The organism is Rhodanobacter spathiphylli B39 (assembly GCF_000264295.1).
Taxonomy (GTDB): domain Bacteria; phylum Pseudomonadota; class Gammaproteobacteria; order Xanthomonadales; family Rhodanobacteraceae; genus Rhodanobacter; species Rhodanobacter spathiphylli.
Window position 1 is genome coordinate 1 of record NZ_AJXT01000040.1, and the last position, 22695, is coordinate 22695.

General features: G+C 65.5%; 15 protein-coding genes and 1 tRNA gene. 9 read left to right on the plus strand and 7 right to left on the minus strand.

Annotation, left to right across the window (positions count from 1 at the left end; all coding sequences use genetic code 11):
- The first annotated feature begins 167 nt into the window (after window positions 1–167).
- The 7 genes from UU7_RS12345 (at window position 168) to rsgA (ending at window position 9264) form a co-directional block, all read left to right on the plus strand.
- Window positions 168–257: transfer RNA gene (locus UU7_RS12345), tRNA-Ser, on the plus strand.
- A gap of 413 nt (window positions 258–670) precedes the next feature.
- Window positions 671–2929, plus strand: a complete 2259-nt coding sequence (locus UU7_RS12350; RefSeq protein WP_007808772.1) for an AAA family ATPase — start codon at window positions 671–673, stop codon at window positions 2927–2929.
- Window positions 2930–3308: 379 nt separating this feature from the next.
- Entirely contained in the window at window positions 3309–3581 is a 273-nt protein-coding gene (locus UU7_RS12355) for a BrnT family toxin (RefSeq protein ID WP_425480518.1), read from the plus strand.
- Window positions 3565–3861 (plus strand): BrnA antitoxin family protein, encoded by a 297-nt coding sequence (locus UU7_RS12360; RefSeq protein WP_007808779.1) that lies wholly within the window; start codon window positions 3565–3567, stop codon window positions 3859–3861. Before UU7_RS12355 ends, UU7_RS12360 begins: the two co-directional genes overlap by 17 nt.
- Window positions 3862–4176: 315 nt before the next feature.
- A complete protein-coding gene (locus UU7_RS12365) occupies window positions 4177–6840 on the plus strand; it encodes a TonB-dependent receptor plug domain-containing protein (RefSeq protein ID WP_007808780.1) in 2664 nt (887 codons plus the stop codon).
- Between the two features lie 233 nt (window positions 6841–7073).
- A complete protein-coding gene (locus UU7_RS12370; protein WP_040673400.1) occupies window positions 7074–7865 on the plus strand; it encodes a CPBP family intramembrane glutamic endopeptidase in 792 nt (263 codons plus the stop codon).
- A 343-nt stretch (window positions 7866–8208) separates the two neighbouring features.
- Window positions 8209–9264, plus strand: a complete 1056-nt coding sequence (gene rsgA / locus UU7_RS12375; RefSeq protein WP_007808783.1) for a ribosome small subunit-dependent GTPase A — start codon at window positions 8209–8211, stop codon at window positions 9262–9264.
- Between the two features lie 62 nt (window positions 9265–9326).
- On the opposite strand, the gene UU7_RS17430 is transcribed toward rsgA, so the two are convergent.
- The 3 genes from UU7_RS17430 to UU7_RS12390 form a co-directional block, all read right to left on the minus strand.
- The gene (locus UU7_RS17430) at window positions 9327–10778 is read right to left on the minus strand and encodes a GGDEF domain-containing protein (protein ID WP_007808785.1); all 1452 of its coding nucleotides are present in this window, start codon (window positions 10776–10778) and stop codon (window positions 9327–9329) included.
- 398 nt (window positions 10779–11176) lie between these two features.
- On the minus strand, window positions 11177–12994 hold the full coding sequence (locus UU7_RS12385; protein WP_007808786.1) for a DUF885 domain-containing protein: 1818 nt from the start codon (window positions 12992–12994) through the stop codon (window positions 11177–11179).
- 86 nt (window positions 12995–13080) lie between these two features.
- Window positions 13081–15456 (minus strand): putative bifunctional diguanylate cyclase/phosphodiesterase, encoded by a 2376-nt coding sequence (locus UU7_RS12390; RefSeq protein ID WP_007808788.1) that lies wholly within the window; start codon window positions 15454–15456, stop codon window positions 13081–13083.
- An 851-nt stretch (window positions 15457–16307) separates the two neighbouring features.
- Between UU7_RS12390 and UU7_RS17435 the strand changes: the two genes are divergently transcribed.
- The gene (locus UU7_RS17435) at window positions 16308–17276 is read left to right on the plus strand and encodes a helix-turn-helix domain-containing protein (protein WP_007808790.1); all 969 of its coding nucleotides are present in this window, start codon (window positions 16308–16310) and stop codon (window positions 17274–17276) included.
- Window positions 17277–17310: 34 nt separating this feature from the next.
- Here UU7_RS17435 and UU7_RS12400 read toward each other — a convergent pair whose 3' ends face one another.
- From UU7_RS12400 to UU7_RS12415, 4 genes are all read right to left on the minus strand, one after another.
- Window positions 17311–17688, minus strand: a complete 378-nt coding sequence (locus UU7_RS12400; RefSeq protein WP_007808791.1) for a response regulator — start codon at window positions 17686–17688, stop codon at window positions 17311–17313.
- Between the two features lie 86 nt (window positions 17689–17774).
- Complete coding sequence (locus UU7_RS12405; protein ID WP_007808793.1) at window positions 17775–18962, minus strand: cation:proton antiporter; 1188 nt, start codon at window positions 18960–18962, stop codon at window positions 17775–17777.
- A 77-nt stretch (window positions 18963–19039) separates the two neighbouring features.
- Complete coding sequence (gene nhaD, locus UU7_RS12410) at window positions 19040–20431, minus strand: sodium:proton antiporter NhaD (protein WP_007808794.1); 1392 nt, start codon at window positions 20429–20431, stop codon at window positions 19040–19042.
- A gap of 83 nt (window positions 20432–20514) precedes the next feature.
- Window positions 20515–21972, minus strand: a complete 1458-nt coding sequence (locus UU7_RS12415) for an MFS transporter (protein WP_007808796.1) — start codon at window positions 21970–21972, stop codon at window positions 20515–20517.
- Between the two features lie 198 nt (window positions 21973–22170).
- Between UU7_RS12415 and rnk the strand changes: the two genes are divergently transcribed.
- Window positions 22171–22578, plus strand: a complete 408-nt coding sequence (gene rnk / locus UU7_RS12420; protein WP_007808798.1) for a nucleoside diphosphate kinase regulator — start codon at window positions 22171–22173, stop codon at window positions 22576–22578.
- The last annotated feature ends 117 nt before the right edge of the window (window positions 22579–22695 follow it).

The following is a 22695-nucleotide window of genomic DNA, read 5'->3' on the forward strand; positions in this document are numbered from 1 at the left end:
TGGAGAGATGGCCGAGTGGTTTAAGGCAGCAGTCTTGACGCGGAGGCAGGAAGCCGAAGCGGACAGCGGCGCAGCCGCTGGCCCCGAAGGGGTGAAGGGCAGGATGCCCGGAACAAAACTGCCGTAGTGGCGCGCAGAGCGCGCCCTGCAGCAGGACAACGAGTTTTGGAGAGATGGCCGAGCGGTTTAAGGCACCGGTCTTGAAAACCGGCGAAGGGTCAAACCTTCCGTGGGTTCGAATCCCACTCTCTCCGCCAGAAAAGCAAAACGCCCCGAGTGGGGCGTTTTGCTTTTCTGATGGTGAGGACTGGGTGAGAACCCACCCGGGTTACTCGGCACATCCTGTGCCTCGTCCTGCGGGCCATCGGCTGCACCGATGTTCCGCTACGGCACCCCGCCTGCGTCGTCGACAAATTCGTCTGAAACGAATTCGGACAGCCGCAGGCTGGCCCCAGAGCGCGTAGCGCGGAGGGGTGAGGCTCAGATGAGCGGAACAATCCCACTCTCCCCACCATCCTCAAGGGGAAAGTGAACCGCGTTCTTGGCTCGGGTTCGTGCGGTCACCCTTGCTCAGGCGTATGCTCAAGTCATCACGCAAACAGGGGGCTGGATGTGGTGGCTAGGGCTCTTCTGACTTCCCTGTACTTGCTTCAACGCCTCAGGGGCAGAGATGATCAAGTCGATCCAGCGGCTTCGAAAATTCGGAGTTTTCGAGGACTTTTCCAAGACGGCCGGCCTATCCGATTTTCTTGACAAGAACATCATCTATGGCTGGAACTATTCTGGGAAAACGACGCTGTCGCGGTTGTTCGCGATGCTCGGCTCGAAGGCGCCCAATGTCGACTTTGGCGGGGCGACTTTTTCCATCCTTGACCAGCAAAATCAATCCGTCACAGAAGCCACGCTTGCCACCTGCACCAAAGTTGTTGAGGTGTTCAACTCTGACTTCGTTGCATCAAATCTGAGTTGGAACGGGAGCGACTTTCAACCTATCTTGCTTCTCGGTGAAGACGCCGCCGAAGCTGAAAAGAAGATTGCTCCTCTCAATGATTACTTGGCACGGTGTCGCACCGGCTTTGCCGCCAAACAAAGAGCGGTAGTTGCAGTAGATGCTCAGGTCGCCGAGGCCAAAACGACCGGTGCCAAACGCATCAAGACAAGCCTTCAACTGGTGGATGCATTTACCGCCGTCCACCTGACCAATGAAGTCAACGCACTCGGACAAGACCTGTCTGAAGCATTGCTTACGGAAGTTCAGTACGCCGACGATATTAAGCTGGCTCTGACGGCTGAGAAGGACAAACTCAAGTCCGTTACTTCACTGATCCAGCCTCAGTTGACGTTGCCAACACTGTTGGCGGACGCGTTGAAGGTTCTCGCTGCAAAGCCCGCATTCTCGAAGACCATTGACTACCTTCGCACCAACAAAGCCGTTTCAGACTGGGTTGAGGACGGCTTGGCCTTGCACGTCGGAAAAGAGGCCTGTGAGTTTTGTGGCAACACTCTGACAGCTGACCGCATCAATGAGCTTCATGGCCATTTTTCACAAGATCTCATCAACCACAAGGCTGCGGTGACAGCGTTGGTGGCTCGTGTGGGTACGGGCACATTGGAGCCGGCGAAACTGGAGAAGAATGATTTCTCTCCCAAGTTTGCTGAAATCTTGAGTGCTCACAATACTGAGTTGGCAACTGTCACCGAGGCCTACAACCGGGATCTTCAGAGTGTGTTGGCGGCGCTTCACGACAAGCTTTCGAGCCCGTTTGACGAGGTCGATGCTCCACTAATTTTTCCATCGGTCGCGCCCTTGCTAGTGCATGCATACGAACAGGCAAATGCGACCATTAGGGAAAACAATCAGATCAGTGACGACTTCTCACAACAGAAAAAGTCGGCCATCAGCAGATTGAAGAAACACTTTGCTGCACAGTTTTACACCGATGCAAAGCTCAGTGAGGCCGCTCTGACCAAGGCCTTGCTTGAGCGGCACAAGAGCCGTTTCCACTCTATTGGACTTCGACTCAAAGATGACATCGCGGAGCTTTACGCCAGAATCGACCGTTCGCAAAAAGGGCGAGAACGTCTGAATGAACGAATTGCGACGCTTCTGGGCTCAGGAACTATCGAGATAACGGTGGTCAAGGTAGATGAAGCCGACCGCTTTCAATTGACCAGAAGGAGTGTTCCTGCTCGGAATTTAAGTGATGGAGAACGGACGGCCATTGCCTTTGCTTTCTTTCTGACAAAGATCGAAGAGCACAAGGATCTAGCCCAGGTCATCGTCTACATCGACGACCCTATCTCAAGCCTCGACAGCAACCATGTCTTCCAGGTCTATTCGATGATTGAAAGCGCCTTTTTTAAGAAGGTGGTAGGGCAGGGAAACAACGAGGAATGGGTGACTGCGTGTAAGCAAATTTTCATCGCAACGCACAACTTTGAATTTTTTGAGCTGCTCAAGAAGCTGCCTTGCAACAAGAAAAAAACGGCTTATTTCATGGTTCGGCGCTTGACACCAACGACTTCGACCCTGGAAGACCTGCCGGCGTCGATGATGAAGTACACGTCTGAGTACCACTATCTCTTCAGTGTCATTCATGCTTTTCATGCCAACCCTGACAAGGCAGACATTGAGCACCTGCTGTCCTTGCCCAATGCCATGCGCAGATTTGTGGAGCTCTATACCTACATGAGATTGCCTTGGCCAGAGAGTACCGTTGACCAGCGAGCCACTGAGCTTTTTGGAAGGGAAAAAGCCCACCGTGTCACGAAGCTTCTTCATCATTTCAGCCATCTAGAAAGTATCGAGCGTCTTGCGACCAACACGAACCTCATCGCGGACATCGAGGCTGTTGTTGAAGAGGTGATGACACTGATTAGGGAGGACAAACCGCATTTCGACGCTTTGCAAAAATCTCTTCCTGCGTGAACAAGGGTAGATCAGAGAGAAAAGGTGCCGGGGACAATCTTGCATCCCGTGCCTCGCCCTTCGGGCCATCGGCTGCGCCGATGTTCGACTACGGCATCCTGCCTGCGTCGTCGACGAATTCGTCTGGAAAAAATCTGGACAACCGAAGGATAGAGAAAAGGTGTCAGGGCCAATCTTGGTTCCGGGGTGCCGCCCGCTACTCCACCCGTGCTGGCCACCACGCTTTCCGTGCCGAGCGCTGGGTCAGAAGAACCACGCTCGGCACTCTGGGGGCGTGACCACCCCCGCATCTTCTCCGCGTCTCCGGAATTTGACACCCGCCCAAGTATAACTACAATGCGTAACTACACATCAAGAAGCCAACGGATATGGACTTCGAGTGGGACGACGCCAAGGCGGCACTCAATCTGCGCAAGCACGGCATCGCGTTCGAGGACGCTGCGTACGTTTTTCTCGACCCTGGCGAATCGACGTGGTCGATGATCGTGACGACTACGGCGAGGAGCGTTGGCTGAGTATCGGTTGGGTGAGTCCAGTGTTGTTGGTGGTGGCCCATACCGAGCGCGGCGTCCACGGCGAAGTCATCCGCATCATCTCGGCCCGCAAGGCCAATGCCCAGGAACGAGCCTTCTATCATGAAGCACAAACTTGATCCCAAGCGCCCGACACAACCAACCGCCGCGCAGCGCAAGCGTCTGCAGGCCGTGGCGGACAAGCCCGATGCCGATATCGATTACCGCGACATTCCCGCCCTGTCGCCGGAATTCTGGGCAGCGCATCGCCCCGTGCGCAGCGAGCCCAAGGCGCAGGTCACCTTGCGCATTGACCGGGAAGTGCTGGACTACTTCAAGAGCGGCGGCACGGGTTACCAGACGCGGATCAACGATGTGCTGCGCAGCTTCGTGGCGGCGCACAATGATGCGCACCGCTGATCCATTTCGAACCTGAAAGCGTTATCGGCGGCTGTTGAGCCCCGCCAGCGTGGCCTTCTTTTGAGAAGTTCATCCTGCACCGGCGTGTATGCACTCGTGGACTGGGCCGAATCACCGCCTGCCACGCTGTCGATCCGGCGACTGGCGATCTGGCCTCATGCTCACCGCGGTGCGGTGACGAGTGCACCCGGCGGCAAGGTTGTCGCCACGAAAGTGATCCCGCGCACGTACTGCCAATGGCGGCCTTTTTCGGCGCCAGGGGCCGGAGTAGTTTGCGTCGAGGGGGAGTGCAGGGACCATCCGGAGGGAGACAACATGCATATCCATGCAGGGATCAACGTGGTTCTTTTGCGCGCCATTCGCGCGGCGCTTGCCGCCGCGGCGCTGGTCGCGTGCTCGGTGCAGGCGCAGGACGCAGGCGCGTCGGACAGTGGACAGGCCCAGGCCGGCCAGGCGACCGCGGTACAGGGAAGCAACCATGCGGCGAAGGCCAAGTCGACCACCACCCTGCAGGAAGTGGTGGTGACCGGCACGCACCGGGCCGGCCTGTCGCCGACCTCTTCGATCTCGCCGATCGACGCGTTCAGCGGCAGCCAGATCGCGAAGCAGTCGTCGGCTGACCTTACCGACGCGCTGACCAATGTCGTGCCGTCGCTGACTACCCAGCGCTTTCCCATCGCCGACGGCACGTCGTTCGTGCGGCCGGTATCGCTGCGCAACCTGTCGCCCGACCAGACCCTGGTGCTGGTCGACGGCGTGCGCTTCCATCGTTCGGCGCTGGTCAACCTGCAGATCGATCCGCTCGGTACCTTCAACCAGGGCGCGCAGGCGGTCGATTTCTCGGTGTTCCCGTCCAACGCGATCGAGCGCGTCGAAGTGCTGCGTGATGGCGCCTCGGTGCTGTATGGATCGGACGCGATCGCCGGTGTGGTCAACGTCATCCTCAAGAAGGCGCCCTCGGGCGTGACGGTCAGCGCGCAGACGGGCCAGTACGGCAAGGGCGACGGCAACCTGCGGCGCTACGACGCCGATGCGGGATTCCCGCTCGGCGCCGATGGCTTCGTGCACGTGAGTGCCGAGCGCGAAACCACCGACCCCACCTCGCGCGGGATGCCGCAAGCGGACGCGGCGGCGGTCGCGGCCGTGGTCGGTGCGGACCAGGTGCCGTACGACGGCTTCGGCCAGCGCTGGGGCGACCCGCAGACCAAGACCAACAAGCTGTTCGTCAATGCCGGCCTGCCGCTGGCCGGCGACGCGCAGCTCTACGCCACGGGCAGCTTCATGGGCAAGAAGGTCCTGTCCAGCTTCTTCTATCGCAACCCGGTCTTGCCGGCCCAGGACGGCATCAGCGGCCGCTCCACCCTGGTCAGCTACGCCGATGGCACGCTGACCCCGGCGAACGCGCCCCAGTCGCTGGTGGACAGCATCGTGGCCGGTGGCGGCGACCCGGCGAACTACCTGACGGCCAACGCGGCGAGCCCGAGCGGCTGGGTGCTGCTGAACCCGATCTACACGCAGTTCCCGGGCGGCTACAGCCCGCTGTTCGGTGCGGACATCAGCGATCACCAGCTGGTCGGCGGCGTGCGTGGCGGCGGGCAGGGCAACCTGCAGTGGGACGTGCATTACCGCACCGGCAGCAACGAGGTCGACTACCAGCTGAAAGGTTCGATCAACCCGAGCCTGGGCAACCTGTCGCCCACCAACTTCCACCCCGGCAAGCTGACCCAGCGCGAGCAGGGCGCCGGTGCGGATTTCGTCCGTTCGTTCGACGACTCGCCGCTCACGCTCGCCTTTGGCGCGAACTGGCGCCAGGAGACCTACATCATTCACCAGGGCGACGCCGGTTCGATCGAGGTGGGGCCGACCGCGTCGGTGTTCGGGGTGGGCTCGGATGCCTTCCAGGGCTTCCCGGCCAACGCGGCCGGGCGCTTCACGCAGAACAGCGAGGCCGCCTACGTCGACGCCGAGACGAACTTCACCGACCAGTGGTCGGGCGCGGCGGCCGTGCGCTACGAGCGCGCTGACAATTACGGCTCCAAGATCGTGTACAAGCTTTCCAGCCGTTACGCGTTCACCGACGCGTTCGCGCTGCGCGGTACGTACAACACCGGCTTCCGTACACCGACCCCGGGCCAGGCGAACACGCTGAATGTCACCACCACGGCGAACGCCCAGGGCGGCCTGATTCCCAGTGGCACCTATCCGGTCGACAACCCGGTGGCGCGCGCGCTCGGTTCCAGGCCGCTGAAGACCGAAACCTCCAGGAGCCTTTCCGTCGGCGCCGTGTGGACGCCGCTCGACAACGTCACGACGACGCTGGACTACTACCGGATCAGGATCGACGACCGCATCGGCCTGGTCAGCAACAGCGTGACCCAGGCCACCGTCGACCAGCTCGCCGCCGGCGGCTATCCAAACGCGCAGCTGCTGCTCGGCAGCGACGCCAGCTATTTCGGCAATGCGTTCGGGTCCGACATCCGTGGCATCGACTTCGTGGTCGATACGCGGCATCAGCTGGGCAATGGCCGGCTCAACATCGACTTCCGCTACAACCAGAACAAGCAGAACGTGGTCAAGGTGCAGCCGGACACGCTCAACGATGATTTCGTGTACGACCTCGAACACCAGGTGCCCAGGAGCCGGTCGGTGCTCAGCTTCGACTACAACCTGCACCGGTTCGAAGCCATCGCGCGGGTCAACCGTTACGGCAGCTGGAGCACGACGGTCGGCCTGTTCGGCAGCAATAACCCGCCGGATGACGTGAATCACTACAGCGGCAAGACGCTGCTCGATCTGGAGGCCAGCTACAAGTTCAACGACACCTTCACGGTGGCCATCGGTGGCAACAACGTCTTTAACACCTACCCCGGCAAGGAGCAGAACGCCACGCTGCAGTTCCTTGGCGTCAAGTACGCGCTCACCTCGCCGTTCGGCTTCAACGGCGCGTTCTGGTACGCGCGCGTGACGGCCAGCTTCTGACCGGTCGTCGCCACGCCGGCCATCTCCCCGGGTGTGCCCGGGGAGATGGCCGCTTCAGGGGCCGGCCATCCACGGCGCGAGTGGGTTGAGAACGAAGGGGAAGAAACCCGTGACAGGACCGCGCCGGACACTGCAGACTTGGCACATCCGAAAGGATCGGACATCCACAATTACCGGCCCGTCCACCACGTCACGCATGGCGGGCGCCACGCCATCGACCCTGTCCCGACACCATGAATCGTCTTGCCGCTGTCTTGCGCTGGTTGCCGGTTTTCATCCTGCTCGATCTCTACGTCAACCTGGTGGCGCGGGTGGCGGGTTTCGCGCTGCCGGTCTGGCTGACCTACGTGGCGGGCTTCTTCCTGCTGGCGTATGGGCTTTGCCGCTTCGGGCTGGGCATCACCAGGATGCAGACGGTGGGGCTGGGCCGTTCACCGGGCTGGCTGTCCTCGCTGGGACTGGGCTTTGCCATCGGCTTTGGAGTCTGGGCGCTGAAGAACCTGCTGTACTTCGGCATGGGCAAGTTCGACGTGGTGGGCTGGCGTGACTGGAGTTTCGTCCTGCCGATGCTGGGCCAGGCGCTGGTCGGGATGTTGCTGGCCTCGGCGATCAACGACCTGATGATCCGTGGCTACGGGCTGGCGTTCTGCCGCCGCTTCAACCTGATGGCTTGGTACCTGCTGATCACCACCGCGGTGTATGCGCTGGACGACAGCTGGAACGAGGGCATCGACCCCTTCAACCTGCTGTTTTCTGCCGTTCTCGGCGTGTCCCTGGCGTATACCGTGCTCAGGACCGGCGCGATCTGGATGAGCATCGGCATCCATTGGGGCGGCAACATGTGTTATCGCTTCATGGCCGGTTTCGACGGACAGGGCGTGCTTCGCCTTGAGCACGTGATCGAAGGTGCGCGCTTCGAATATGCGGGCCTGGCCGTTACCGCCTTGATGTTTCCGCTGGTGGTGCTGGTGTTGCGTTGGTTCGCGGGTCAAAAGAGTCCGGCACCGGATTCCTCAGCCGACTGAAGCGGATTCTTCCGGCAGTCCCATCGGGAACCATCGATCACTTCGAAACGAGGCGCGGACGAATGCAATGTCCGCGCTCGCATCGTCCATCCCGGTCGTCTTGCACTCCCCCCCGACCACACGATAATCTCCAAACCCCTTCCACCAACCGAGCCTGGAGGTCGCTGACCATGATTGTTCATTCCGCGATTTCCGCCGGGTTGGCGCTGCGCTGATACACGCGCCCCGGATCGCCGTTCGTCGGCCGATCCACCGTTCTTCCTGATACGCGTCGAACCCGGCGTTCCGTTCAACCACCTGCATGGGTGGTTGCTGCGTCACGTCTTCATCCGGGGTTCCACGCATGCATTCCCAGACTTTTACGCTGTTCCAGCTTGGCTGGCGGTTGAGCTATTCGCACGATCTGACCCTGCAGGATTTCGAGGCCGGCTATCCGGCCCGGGTCGTGGGGGTGCATCGCAACGCGTTGTCGGTGCTGTCTGCACGTGGCGCGGCCAGCGTCATCCTGTCGGCGGCGGTCGAACCCGCGATCACGGTGGGCGACTGGCTGCTGCTTGAAATGGAGGCGCCGCGAGTGTTGCGGTTGCTCGCGCGGCAATCCCTGATCGCCCGCATCGCGGCCGGTTCGGAGCGTCGACTGCAGCCGATCGCCGCCAACCTCGACACGCTCTTCATCGTCACCTCGTGCAACGACGACTTCAACCTGTCGCGGCTGGAGCGCTACCTGACGCTCGCTTTCGAGGCGGGTGTCGAACCGGTCATCGTGTTGACCAAGGCGGACCTGTGCGGCGACGTCGGAAGCTACCTCGACGCGGTGCGCACGATCGCGCCCGCGGTCGCCTGCGTGCCGATCGACGCGACCTCGACGGCTTGCGCCGAACCGCTGGCGGCGTGGCTGGGTGGCGGACAGACCGTGGCCTTTGTCGGTTCGTCCGGCGTCGGCAAGTCGACGCTGGCCAATACCCTCGTGGGCAGCGCGGCCCGGGTCACCGGCGGGATTCGCGAGGGTGACGCCCGCGGCCGCCACACCACCACGGCGCGCGGGATGTTTGCGTTGCCGTCGGGCGCGTGGGTCATCGACACGCCGGGCATGCGCGAGCTGCGTGTCGGCGCTGTCGAAACGGGCATGAATGCCGCGTTCGATGACATCGAACGGCTCGCTGCGCAGTGCCGCTTTCACGACTGCCGCCACCAGGGCGACCGCGGATGCGCGGTGGAGCAAGCCGTCGCCGCCGGGACGCTGGATGGCCGCCGGCTCGCGAACTACCGCAAGCTGCAGCGCGAGGCCGCCCAGGCGGCGCGTTCGACGAAGGAACGTCGCGAGCACGATCGCCACTACGGCGTGTTGAACCGCCATGCGCAACGACTGCAGCGCGAGAAGAAGGGACGCGACTACTGAGCGTGTGGGGTGGGGCTTTGTCCGAGCCGCCGAGGCGGCCATCGACAAGGCCTGATCGCCGCTCACTCCACCCACTGCACCCTGTTCTTCCCGCTGCGCTTGGCCACGTAGAGGGCTTCGTCCGCCGCGTTCAGCAACTTGTCGCTGTCGGTGTAGCGGGCGGTCGCGGTCGAGGCGAGTCCGGCGCTGATGGTCACCACGTCCTGGGCGCTGCGTGCGTGGCGGATCTGCATCGCTTCCACCCGCTGGCGCAGCCGTTCGAGGATGTCCTCCGACGCGGCGGGCGCGTAGCCGACCATCAGGGCGACGAATTCCTCGCCGCCGTAACGGGCGACCATCACGTCCGGTTGCAGGCTCGCCTCCCGATGCAATGCGTGCGCCACGGCGACCAGGCAGTCGTCGCCGGCGAGATGGCCGTAGGTGTCGTTGAACGCCTTGAAGCTGTCGATGTCGATCATCGCCACGCTGAGCGCGCGACCTGTTTTCAGGGCGCCGTCCCACTCGCGCCTCATCAGCCGGTAGAAGCCGCGGCGGTTGGGCAGGGCGGTGAGGTCGTCGCGCACCACGGCCTGCTGCAGGCCGCGCTTGAGCTTGCGCAGGTCGTCCTCGAAGGCCAGGTGTTGCCCGAGCACGATGGCGTTGCGTGCCGCGTAGGACAGGATGGCCAGGATCAGGGTGCTCGTGGCAAGCACGGGGTTCTTGCCCAGTTGGGCGAACGCGAGGCAGCACAAGGCCAGGCTCATCACGAACGGGCTGACGCTTTCGGCAAGGTGGCGAATCCGGCGGCTGGGTCGATAGCTGCGCAACCAGACCTTCCGCCGCCGACCGAGCAGAAAGCCCAGCACCACGAAGGGCAGGCCGAGCAGCAGTTCGGGCAGGTAGGACTCGCTGTGCAGGATGAAACGGTTGTGGATGCCGGGGACGACCAGTTCGAGCCAGGCGAAAACGCTCAGCACGAAGAAGAAGCGCCGCTCGTCGGAGCGCTTGGTGGAAACCAGGCGCAGCGTGGCGAACACCGCCACGAACAGGCCCATCGCATCGAACATCCACATCACGAACGTCGCTGGCGGCGGTGCCGGCGAGGGCGCGTTCAGCACCTGGTGCAGGGTGAAGTAGAACAGTGCCGCGATGGCGCACGCCAGCACCGCATCGACGACGCCCGCCCAGCGATACAGCGTGGCGACCGGGTTGTAGGCCGCGGCGATGGTCAGCAGCAGGCTGCCCAGGCAGAAGTAGAAGGTCGGGTCGAAGGCGACCAGGGTGCCCAGCGGATTGGACAGCGAATCGGTGAACAGCAGGCCGAACGCGCCGAACTGCGCGACCAGCGCCAACAGCAGCAGGCTCCACAGCGGACGGTTGTGCGGGACGCTGAAGCGAAGCCGCCGCCAGCACTGCGCCACCGTCAGCATCAGCATCGCCAGCACGGCGGCATAGCTCCAGGAGAGCAGGTGCACCGGCGCCCATGCGATCACGCCCAGCTGGGCCAGCAGCAGCGGCACATAGACACGGGACATCCCGGCGTACATTTTCATCTCGCGATGTCCCGGCGCTGAGGGAGCGGCACGTCGACGCCGACAGGCGGTTCCGGCGCTCTTGCCAAGCCTGCCATAAAGCGTTGCCTCGCACAGGCGATGGCGTCTGGACGCGCGCCGCGCAAGTGCCGCACGCAGGGCCGGGTTCGCCCGGGCCATCCGACAGGGCTGACCGATGAGCCATTGGCGTGATCGACCCGCAACCGGCCATCGCCGGACCCTCGACCAGACGCCTTGCGAGTGCCGACCCGCCCGACATCTTCGTGCTCGGGGTCAGCCGCGGCGGGATGGCGGGCTTTTGGCGGTATCCGCGAATCGTTGAAGCCGTCGGCACACCGGCGAGACGGCGGTCGCCGGCACGCCGGCAACCTCGCTTCGGGTTAGCGGGATGTCGCCGTTGCCGGTGCACTCGCCGGCTGGTCGGTCGTCCACAGCTTTGCCTGCATCGGCCCACCCAGCATCTGCTGCCGCACCAGCGGGATCGGCGGGCCGCCGTAGCTGAGGAACTGGTCATGGAACGCCTTCAGCGCGTTCGGGCCGGGATGGGCGGCGATCCAGTCCTGGCGCAGCTGCATGATCATCAGCTTGCCCAGGGTGTAGTTGAGGTAGGCCGGGTCGTAGGTGCCGCGGGCAGCCTGCTGGCGGGCGTTGCCCGGGTCCTGGAAGGCCTGCTCGCGGAACATCTGCTCGGACTGGGCGATGCTCATGCCGCCGGTGTGCAGGCCGATGGCGGAGAGGAAGCGCACGTCGCGGAGCAGGGCATTGGTGAGCTGGCCGATGTGGGTTTCCGGCGTGCCGCCGGCGACGCCGGCATCGAACATCATCTCCTCGGCGTAATGCGCCCAGCCTTCGGCGAAGGCGTAACCCACGAACAGCTGGCCGAACTTCCAGTGCGCGCGGTTGGCATGCAGGAACTGCAGGAAGTGGCCGGGCCAGACTTCGTGGGCGGAGACGAACAGCAGCGAGGCCTTGCCCGGCACATAGGCGGCCTGGTCGGCCTTGCTCCAGGCCGGGTCCGGCGGGGCGATGTAGTAGACCGAGGGCAGGTTGTTCTCGTACGGGCCGGGGATTTCGATATAGGCGAAGTTCCAGCGGTTGAACGGCGGCGCCTCCTCGGCCCTGGCCTGCTCGGTGCCGGGAATCGTCGCCAGGTCCTTGTCGACGATGAACTGGCGCAGGCTGGCAAGTTGGGCGCGGGCGCCTTCGACCGCGCCGCCGGTGGGTTTGTCGGCGCTTTCCTTCGCCACGCAATCGGTGAGCGACTTGCCCGGTGCGAACTGCGCGCAGGCGCTCTTCAGCGCGGCGAGGTTGCGCGCGAGGTCGGACTCACCGATCGCCTTGAGCTGCGCCAGCGGCAGGTCGACCCGCTCGGTGGCGTGGAGCATCTTCGAGAATTTTTCCGCGCCCAGGGCGAAATCCTGGGTGGCGTGCGGCTTCTGCGCCTTCAGCCAGTCGGCCAGGTCCTGCGAGGCCTTGATCGCGGCGGCGTTGCTGGCCTTGAAGCGCGCCTGCAGGGCGTCGTCCTTCACCTCGGCGAAGATGCCGGGCACGTCGGTCTTGAAGAAGCTGGCGAAGCCGGCGAAGGAATTGACGCCCACGTCGATGTACGACGCCGGCAGCGGCAGCTTGAGGTTGGCCTTGACCTGGGCCAGTGCCCTGGGCAGCGCCTCCTGGTAGGTGACGAAGGCGGCCATGCGCTGGGCCAGCGGCGCATACGGCCGGGTCAGGTACATGCTGGGCGACAGGTCGCCGGTGTAGAAGGTCGGGTTCCTGTAAGGCGCGCCGGAATCCTCGAGCCAGAACAGCTGACCGTCGATCACCGCCAGCACGTAGTCGCGCTGGAAGCGGCCCTGGGCGTCGAGCTGGTCGTCGGGGAACGCGGCGAACTTGTCGCGTTGCGCGTGCAGCCAGGTGGCGTCGGCCTGCAGTCCTTCCGCGCTGTAGTCGGGCAGCTTGCCGTCGAACTCGTGCTTGCCCGCGCCGGCGGCAAACACCGGGTAGTGCTCGAAATAGCCGTTGAGGAAAGTGTCGACGGCCGAGGCCAGCGCAGCCTTTCCGTCGGGACGGGCAGCGTGCACGCTGGAAGCGGCGGCCGGTGATGCGGCCTGGTCCGTCGACGGCGACGTGCCGGACGAGCAGCCGGCGAGCAGGGTGGCGGCAACGACGGCAGACAGCGTGAGTACGCGCAATGGACGCATGATCGACTTCCCCGGTGTGATCGCAAGCGCCGAGCCTAGGCGCTCCGTTGTCCGGGTGCAATCGTCCGCCGTCACGCGCCAGACGATCAGCCGGCGATGGCCGTCTGCGCCACTGGTGTCACCTCGTCCATCATGGCTGCCGGCCTGCCCAGCAGATAGCCCTGGCCCAGCGGGCATCCCATGTCGGCCAGGGCGTTGCACTGCCCGATGGTCTCGATGCCCTCGGCGATGACCTGGATGTCCATCGAACGGGCCAGCGCGATGACGGCGGCGATGATGCAGGCGCTGCCACGGGCGGCCGGCCTGCTGCCCAGCCCGTCCACGAAGACGCGGTCGACCTTCAGCATGCGCAACGGCAGACGCTGCAGGTATTGCAGCGACGAATAGCCGGTGCCGAAATCATCCAGCGCCGCACCCACGCCCGCGGCGTGCAGCCGCTGCAGCATTGCCTGCACGTGGTCGGGGTTTTCCAGCAGGGCTTCCTCGGTGAGTTCGGCAACCACCCGCGAGGCAGGCAGCTTCACGCTGGCCAGCAGGTCGAGCAGGCGCCGGTCGAAATCGTCCGAGCCCAGATGCGCCGCCGACACGTTGAAGGTGAGGAAGCCGTCGGCGGGCCCGTGCTGGGCGAACGTGCGGAAGCTGCGCTCGAACATCTGCCAGTCGATCGCCTCCAGCAGCCGGCAGTGCCGCGCGGCCTTGAGGAAATCGACCGGCTCGATCACGCCATGGCCGGGCCGGCGCCAGCGGATCAGTGCCTCGTAGCCGGCGATGCCGTTGTCGTGCAGGCGGCGGATCGGCTGGAACCAGGGTTCGAAGCGCCGCTCGCGCAGTGCCTCGCGCAGGTCGGTCTCCAGCGTCAGCTGCTCGACGACCTCGCTGGCCATCACCGGCTCGAACACCGCGATGCGCGGAACGTCGGCGGATGCCGCGCGATGCAGGGCGATGTCGGCATCGCGCAATACCTGTTCCAGCGTGCCGTAACCGGCGTCGCACAGCAGCACGCCAATGCGGGCGGACAGGTGCAGCTCGCGGCCGGCCACGGTGATTGGCTGTCCGATGCAATCGCTCATCCGCCGGGCGATGCGCATGGCCTCCCGTGTGCCGGCGATCTGCGGGATCAGCACGGCGAATTCGTCAGCGGCCAGGCGGGCGACCAGGCCGGGCCGGTTGCCCAGGCATTCGGTGAGGCGCGTGGCGACCTGTTGCAGGACCTCATCGCCGGTGAAATGGCCAAGACCCTCGTTGATGCCGGCAAAGCGATCCAGGTTCAGCTGCAGCAGCACGGCGGGGCTGGCGGGATCGCGGCGCAGCGCGTCGAGCAGGCGTTCGATGTGCTCATGCAGGCAGCGCGGATTGGCCAGGCCGGTGAGGGCGTCGTGGCTCTGTTCGTGGGCAAGCTGCTGCTGCACCCGGGTGCGCTCGCCGACTTCCTTGTGCAGGGCACGGCTGCGCTGCGCCACGCGATCCTGCAGCGCCCGGTTGGCCTCCGCCAGCGCTAGCGTCTGCCGTTGTTCCTCGCGGTTCTGCCCGGCCTCGCGGTGACGCTCGATCACGCAGCGGATATGGGTGGCCACGAACTCCAGCAGCACCAGGTCCTCGTTGGAGTAGCTGCTGTCCGGCTGCCGGCTGCGTACCACCACGGCGCCGTGGATCTCGCCCTGGTGCAGCATCGGCACGCCCATCCACTGGGTGTCGTCGAGCTCCATCACCAGCGGCCCGGAGACCTGCTTGCCCAGTTGCGCCGGCGTTCCCAGCAGCGCCTTGCCATCGTGGAGCAGATGCCACAGCGGCGAGCCGCCGATCGATGCCAGCGACACTTCGTGGCCGGAGGCCGCCAGCGGCGGCAGGCTGCGCGGGTCGGAGGTGTAGACGAAGCGGAGCAGTTCGCGACGGGGCCGGTAGTCCACCACGCAGAAATGCTCGGTGCGGAGCAGGGAGCCCAGCACCGTGTGGATCTCGCGCAGGATGGCGCGGATGTCGCGGCCGCAACCGGCCAGGTCGGCGATGGTGAACAGGGCGCGGTGCAGCCGCTCGGAATACTCCAGCGGAGGCGGCGCACTGTGCTGCTCGATCCAGCCCAGCAGGATGCCCAGTCGACGCCCCGCCAGTTGCAGCAGTGGCTCCAGTTCGGTGATCAGGGCGGTGGCGTCGACGCCGCCGTGCAGGTCGAGCAGGAGCAGGATCGGTCGTGGTCGCTCGCACAGCCGGAAGGCCAGCGCGCCAATGGCCGGCACGCGTTGCGGAATGCCCGACGCCGCCACGCCGCGCAGCCAGCCCGCGGCACCGCCACGGGCCTGATCGAAGCCGTTGCCGAGTTCCCACAGCACGCGGGCGCTGGCGCATTCGGCATAGGCTTCGGCCAGCTCGACAATCATGGCCGCGATGTCCACCGGTCGCGTGGCGGTGTCCAGCTGGTCCAGCCAGCGTGCCTGCGGCGATTCGTTTGCCAGGGTGCAGTTCATCGGACTTTCCATGGTCTGAGAAACACGCTTGAACTCGATGGCGGTCGCGGCGGCGGGAATGTCGTCGCGGCGTGAAGAAGTACCGCGTCCCGGCGCGCCATGAGGCCGCCTGCCGCTTCCGGCTGGTCTGGCCCGCGTGCCACGGGCACGCGTCATTTCATCTCGCACTGTCATTTCATGTCGCCGGCAAGGTCAGAAACTGCTCAGTTGCGACAGTTGTCGCGTCACCGGTCAGGTCATCGGGCCGGCCTCGCGCGGAAGCGTTCATTCGCCCTGCGCGTGGAGGTGACACGGTGTTCGGGTGGCGATCCGCTCCTTCGGATGTTTGCCGATGTCGTCTGGACGTCCACACGAAGACGCCACGCGTGAGGTGTCGCAGAGGAGGGCGAACACCCGCCTCGCCATCGGGTTCGTGACGACATGTCGTCACGGATGCGCCGCCGGCCGGATGGACAGAGTCGGTGCACCGCGCACCGCATCCGGCCGGGGACGCAGACTTGAATGACCGGGCTTCCCGCAGTGCGCAGCGCAGGCGCGTCGCCACAGCGGATTCCCACATCTGCATTCTAGGCAGGGCGATATCGAGGCACGCGACGTTTCATTCGCGCACTCGCGACGTTTCGTCTCCAGCTGGCGGCTTTACCTGTCGCCCTACTGGACACGTTCCGGTGCCGATGGCATCCATGACGACGGTGAGGAGGACTTCGCGGGAAGACCGTCTTGCGTGATGGAAGCCGTCGCTCCGACCTGCATCGCCGCATGGCTGGGCGTCCTGGCGAAGTGCGCTGGCATGGTCTGTGCGTGGCCTCAAGACTTCCCGCAGGGGAGGACTCGACCTCAGGAGGAGTTCGATGGATACGCCCGTTCCAGCGAAGGGCCGGCAAACCGCGTTGCCGTGCAGAACCTTCAGCACTGCACTGATCGAGCCGCGCCTGCGCTCGCGGGCCTACGCGCGCTGGATCGCGCCGCTGGCCGAGGTGCAGCCCGATGACGACGAGCCGATGGATGCCTCGATCGTCGTGTTCGAGCTGGGCTCGCTGCGGGTGGCGCAGTCGAGCGCGAGCCCGGCGCGGTACCGGCGCGACGCCGCGCTGATCGCCCGCAGTCCGCTGAGCCAGTGCGTGCTGCTGCGCCTGCTGCTGAGCGGGTCGGCCCGGGGCAGCTTCGGCAAGCGCGGCACGGTCGAGTTGCGCATGGGCGACATCTACCTGAACGACCTGGCGCAGCCGGCCGAACTGTGGGAAGCCGGTTGCGCGCACCTCAACCTGCTGCTCAGGCACAAGGCGATCGACCAGGCACACTCGCCGCTGCACGGTCGGGTGCTGCGCAAGGATCACCTGCCGTGCCGGATGCTGACCCAGCACCTGCTGCATCTGCTGGGGACGCTGCCCGGGATCGAGGCCAGCCACGCCGGCAAGGCCGCCAGCGCCACGCTGGCGGTGGTGCGCGGCTGCCTGCGTGCCGAATCGCGCCAGCGCGATCGCCCGCAATGGGCGGAGACGCTGCACGTGCGCATCCGCGAACACATCGAGGCCCAGCTGGGCGACCACGAACTGAGCGCGGCCGTACTGCAGCGCCGGTTCCACGTGTCACGGGCGCAGCTTTACCGGATGTTCGCCGACAGCGGCGGCGTGCAGCATTACATCCGCGACCGGCGGGTGGAGGCGGTGCACCGGGATCTTCGCGAGCAGCCGGAACGGAACATCTCCGATCTCGCCTTCAGCCACGGCTTCTCCAGCGAGCGGCAGTTCCAGCGCGCCTTTCGTGCACGCTACGGCCGCACGGCGAGTGAGGTGCGCGAACGCCTGCAGTTGTTCTGAGCCGTCCGCTGCCCGCCGACGGGCTCGACCTGCTTCAGCGCCGCCCGACCTTGCCCAGCGCCAGGCCGATCGCCGCCAGCAGCTCGGCCGCGCCGAACGGCTTGCGCAGGAACACGCCGCGATCGGGAATGTCGTGCACGTGGACTTCGGTGTCGGCCGTGATCACCACGATGGCCACCTCGTCGTTGTGCCTGATCGCCTCATGGCAGATGTCGATGCCGGAGACGTTGCCGGCCAGGATCACGTCCGCGACGACCACGTCGACATGCGCCTGGCGCAGGTGGCTCATCGCACCGGCAGAGCCCAGCGCGCGGATGCTCTGCAGGCCATCGGCGGCCGAAAGCAGCAAGTCGATGGATTCCAGCACCATGTTGTCGTCGTCGACGATGAGGACGGTCTTGTTCGTATCCACGCGGTGCTACCCCTGTTCGCTGCCGGCAGCGAACAGCATAGGACGACTCCGCCTGCCGCGGGTGGATTGTCTTGACGGGCCGAGGGTCACCCGGTTGCCTCGCCGGGGTTGCCGCGGCGGAGCAGCCAGGCCAGCACCGGCGGCGTGACCATCGCGGTGAGCAGGGACATGGCCACGACGACGGCGTAGATGCGATCGCTGAACACGCCCGCGGCCAGGCCCAGGCTGGCGATCACCACACCCACCTCGCCGCGCGGCACCATGCCGAAGCCGATGATGGTGGCGCTGCGCCGGCCCAGCGACAGCGAGCCCAGGAAACCGCCCAGCAACTTCGACACGATCGCGATCGCGGTGGCGACCAGCAGCATCAGCAGCGCATCCACGCTGGCCAGTTCGGCCAGGTTGACCTTGGCGCCGGTGACCACGAAAAAGAACGGCGTGAGGAAGGACAGCAGCGGCAGGGTCTGGTGTTCCAGCTCCTTTCGCTGGCGGGTTTCCGAGGCGATCATGCCGGCCAGGAACGCGCCGATGATCGCGGCCAGGCCGAAGCGCGTGGACAGCCACGCCAGGCCCAGGCAGATCGCCAGCACCACGCTCAATGCCGAGTGCGGACTGATCGGCGCCTCCAGCCAGCCCGAGCGACGGCGCATCACCTGCGAGCCACCCCAGCCGATGATCGCCACGAACCCGATCGCGCCGGCCAGGGTCAGCAGCAGCGATTGCAGGTCCAGCGAGCCGCCGCCCTGCAGCGAGGACACCACGCCGAGCAGCAGCATCGCCAGGATGTCGTCGATCACGGCGGCGCCCAGGATCACCCGGCTCTCGATGCGCTGGAGCACGCCCAGTTGCTGCAGCACCCGCGCCGTGATGCCGGCCGAGGTGGCGACGAAGGCGGCCGCCACGAACATCGACTTGATCCATTCGAAACCTTCGCCGTGCGCCCACAGCGCGCCGGCGACGAAGGGAATGATCACGCCGAGCACGCCGACCAGCAGGGCGCTCTTGCCGACCTTTTTCAGATCGTCCAGCCGCGTTTCCAGGCCCACCGAAAACAGCAGCAGCACCACGCCGATTTCGGCCAGCACGTCCAGCGGCGTGCCGGGCAGGATCTGCTCCGGGCTCAGCCAGCCCAGCAGCGAGGGTCCGATCACGCAGCCGGCGGCGATCTCGCCGACCACCCCGGGCAGCTTTATCCGCTGGGCGATTTCCGCGCCGATCTGGGCCGCGACGAAGATGACGAACAGGGTGAGCAGGATGTCGGCGGCGTGGTGCATGGATCATCGTTCCGTCGGGCAAGCACTCAATGGTACAAGGCCGCCGTCGATGATGTTCTGCGCGACGCGCCCCGCGATCAGCCGAACACGAACCGGGCCAGCCACAGGTGCAGGGCGATGCTGGCGGCGTAGCCCAGCGCGATCGCCCAGCTCCAGCGCAGGTGGCTCATGAAGGTGTACTGGCCCCGCGCGGCGCCCATCAGCGCCACGCCCGCCGCCGAGCCGACCGACAGCAGGCTGCCGCCCACGCCGGCAGTCAGCGTGATCAGCAGCCATTGCGAGGCGTCCATCGGTGGGTTCATCTTGATCACCGCGAACATGATCGGGATGTTGTCGACCACCGAGGAGAGCACGCCCATCGCGGCGTTCGCCGTGGTCGGGCCGAGGTTGCCATAGAGCTTGGTCGAGGCCAGCTCCAGGTAGCCCAGCGCAGCCAGCCCCCCGACGCAGGCGAACACGCCATAGAAGAACAGCAGCGTGTCCCACTCGGCATTGGCGATGATGCGGAAGATCGAATAGCCCTGTTCCTCGGCGCCGTGCGCCAGCGCGTAGTGGCGCTGGCGGTAGTCGATGCGGCTGGCCAGCAGGTTCAGCAGGGCCAGGCCGGTCAGCATGCCGTAGGCGGCGGGCATGCCCAGCCACTGGCGGCCGATCACGGTGATCGCGATGGTCAAGGCGAAGGTGAGGCAGATGCTGATGCCGCCATGCTTGATCCGGCCGTGACTTTCGGTGCTCGCCGGCCGGCCCTTCGGCAGCGCGACAAACATGATCAGTGCCGGCACCAGCCAGTTCACGACGGCCGGGAAGAACAGCCGGAAGAAGTCGAAGAACTGCGCCTTGTTCGCCTGCCACACCATCAGCGTGGTGATGTCGCCGAACGCGCTCCAGGCGCCGCCGGCGTTCGCCGCCACCACCAGGTTGATCATCGCCAGCGTGATGAAACGCGCATTGCCGGCGCCCACCGCCAGGATCACCGCCGACATCACCAGCGCGGTGGTCAGGTTGTCCAGCACCGGCGAAATCAGGAAGGCCAGCAGGCCGGTGATCCAGAACAGGCTGCGATAGCTGAAGCCGTAGCGGATCAGTTGCGAGCGCAAGGCCTCGAACACGCCGCGCTCGCCCATCGCCGTCACGTAGGTCATCGCCACGACCAGGAAGAAGAAGATCTCCGCGTACTCGAGGAACATCGCCTCGAACGCTTCGCGAGTGAGGTTGGCATCGGTGCCGGTGCCGCCGTTGTGCCAGGAGATCATGCCCCAGATCAGCGCAGCGGCCAGCATCACCGGCTTGGACTTGGCGATGTGGATGCGCTCTTCGAGGATCACCGCCATGTAGGCCAGCACGAACAGCGCCAGCGCCACCCAGCCGATCGGGTGCGCCACCAGCTGGAAGTTCACTCCGGCACCGGTTTCGGTCGCCATCAGCGGCGTGCTGGCGGAGAGGAGCGCCAGGGCGGCAAACCATCGCATGGAAGATCCTTGGGGCAAGAGCGTGACGTCGGTTGGCAGGAAGGGTAGCAGCCGCTGGCCGAGGCCGGCACCAAGTGTCGCGGTCAGTCCGACGGCGCGGCGAGGTCGGGCCGGCGCTCCGGGCGCAGCCGGCTGAACACCCGGCTCGCCCCCGCGGTGACCAGCGCCAGCAGCAGCACCGTCCAGCGGAACGCCATCACGTAGTTTTCGTGCGCGTGCCCGGTGAGCATGAACTCCATCAGCAGCGTGGCCAGCGCAATGCCGAAACTCATCGCCAGGTACTGCACGGTGGAAGCCATCGAGGAGGCCATCGAGGCGTGCCGGATGTCCAGGTCGACATAGATCAGCGTGTTCATCGTGGTGTACTGCAGGCCGGCGAATGCGCCGTAGGCGAAGGTCAGCACGGCGATCAGCCACACCGGCGTGGCGGGGCCGAGCAGCGCGAACGTCGCCAGCAGGGCTGCCACGATCAGCGTGTTGCCGAGCAGCAGGCGGCGATAGCCGTAGTGCACCAGCGCCCGGTTGACCGCCCACTTCGCCATGATCGAACCCAGTGCCTGCGGCACCATCATCAGGCCGGCCGCCAGTGGCGACCAGCCGCAGCCGACCTGCAGGAACAACACCAGCAGCAGGAACATGCCCGAAATGCCCAGCCGGGTGAACAGCCCGCCGGCGAGCGCCACCGACACGCTGCGCACGCGCAGCAGGGCGAGGTCGGCCACCGGATGTTCGGTGCGCCGGCTGTGCCACAGATAGATCGCGCCCAGCAGCAGGGCGGCCAGCGCGCACAGGCCCATGCGCGACCAAGGCACCGGGGTTGCGCCGGCCAGCTCGGAGGCGGTCAGCAGCAATGCCGAGGCCGCGCCGAACAGCAGGAAGCCGAGCAGGTCGAAGCGGTTGGCGTGATCGAGCCGGTACTCCGGCATGTCGCGCCGGTTCATCCACACGCCGGCGATCGCCACCGGCACGTTGATCAGGAAGATCAGCCGCCACGAGGTGAACTCCACCAGCGCGCCGCCCAGCAGCGGACCGAGCACCGAGCCGAGCAGGCCGAAGGTCGCCACCGTGCTCATCGCCCGCACGAACTCGCCCCGGTCGATGCTGCGCACCAGCACATAACGTCCCACCGGCATCAGCGAGGCGCCACCCACGCCCTGCAGCACGCGGGCCGCCACCAGCTGCGGCAGTGTCTGCGCGATACCGCACAGCAACGAGCCCAGGCCGAACACGATGATCGCCGCACCAAACACGCGGCGGGTGCCGAAGCGGTCGCACAGCCACGGGCTGGCGGGAATCAGGATGGCCAGGGTCAGCACGTAGCTGGTCAGCGCCGTGCGCATGCCCAGCGGCGTGACCTTGAGTGCCTCGGCCATCGCCGGCACCGCGGTGTTGACCACGGTGGAATCGAGCGCCTGCATGAAGAAGGCTGCGGCAACCAGCCACAGCAGGCCGCGGTAGCGTTCACGCGAGGTCGGCCCGTCGGCCTCGACGGCGCCGGCCAGCGGGTCGGGCGCGGAAAGCGGGGCGACGTCAGGAACCACGGGGCTTCGAACAGGCATGGCCGGCCATCATAGCGGCCCCGGCGGCTTGATTTCTGCTGCCACTGTCATCACAGTGAACCTTGTTTCATCTGCCGGTCATGCCCATACAGGTATCACGGCCTCAACCACACGCGCCGGGGCGGCTTCGTTCCGGCGTGTGCTTTTGCGCGGCAGGAGCCGCGAGCATCAGGAAAAGCCATGAGCAAGCCACCGATCACTGTTTCCCGCATCGACATGGAGCGCATCGAAGCGCTGCTGGAGCGCCTGCCGACGGCGGAGGCCGACAAGCTGGACGCGCTGCGCGCGGAGCTGGATCGTGCCGAGGTGGTCGAGCCGTCGGCGATGCCCGACCACGTCGTGACGATGAACTCGACCGTCACCTTCGAGGACGAAAGCAACGGCGAGCAGCTGACCCTGACCCTGGTCTACCCGGCGTCGGCCGGCACGGCCGGCACCGTGTCGATCCTGGCTCCCGTGGGCAGCGCCCTGCTCGGACTGGCGCGCGACCAGCAGATCGACTGGCCCACCCCGGACGGCCGCAAGCGTCGCCTGAAAGTGCTGGAGATCACCTACCAGCCCGAGGCCGCCGGACACTTCCACCGCTGAGAGGTTGAGATTTTCCAACCTCTCAGGTCGGCCAGGCACGGCCTGACCGCGGATCTGTCACGCACGTGACTGATTCGCGTGAGCACGTCCGGGCGCGTACCGGACGTGCGATAGAAG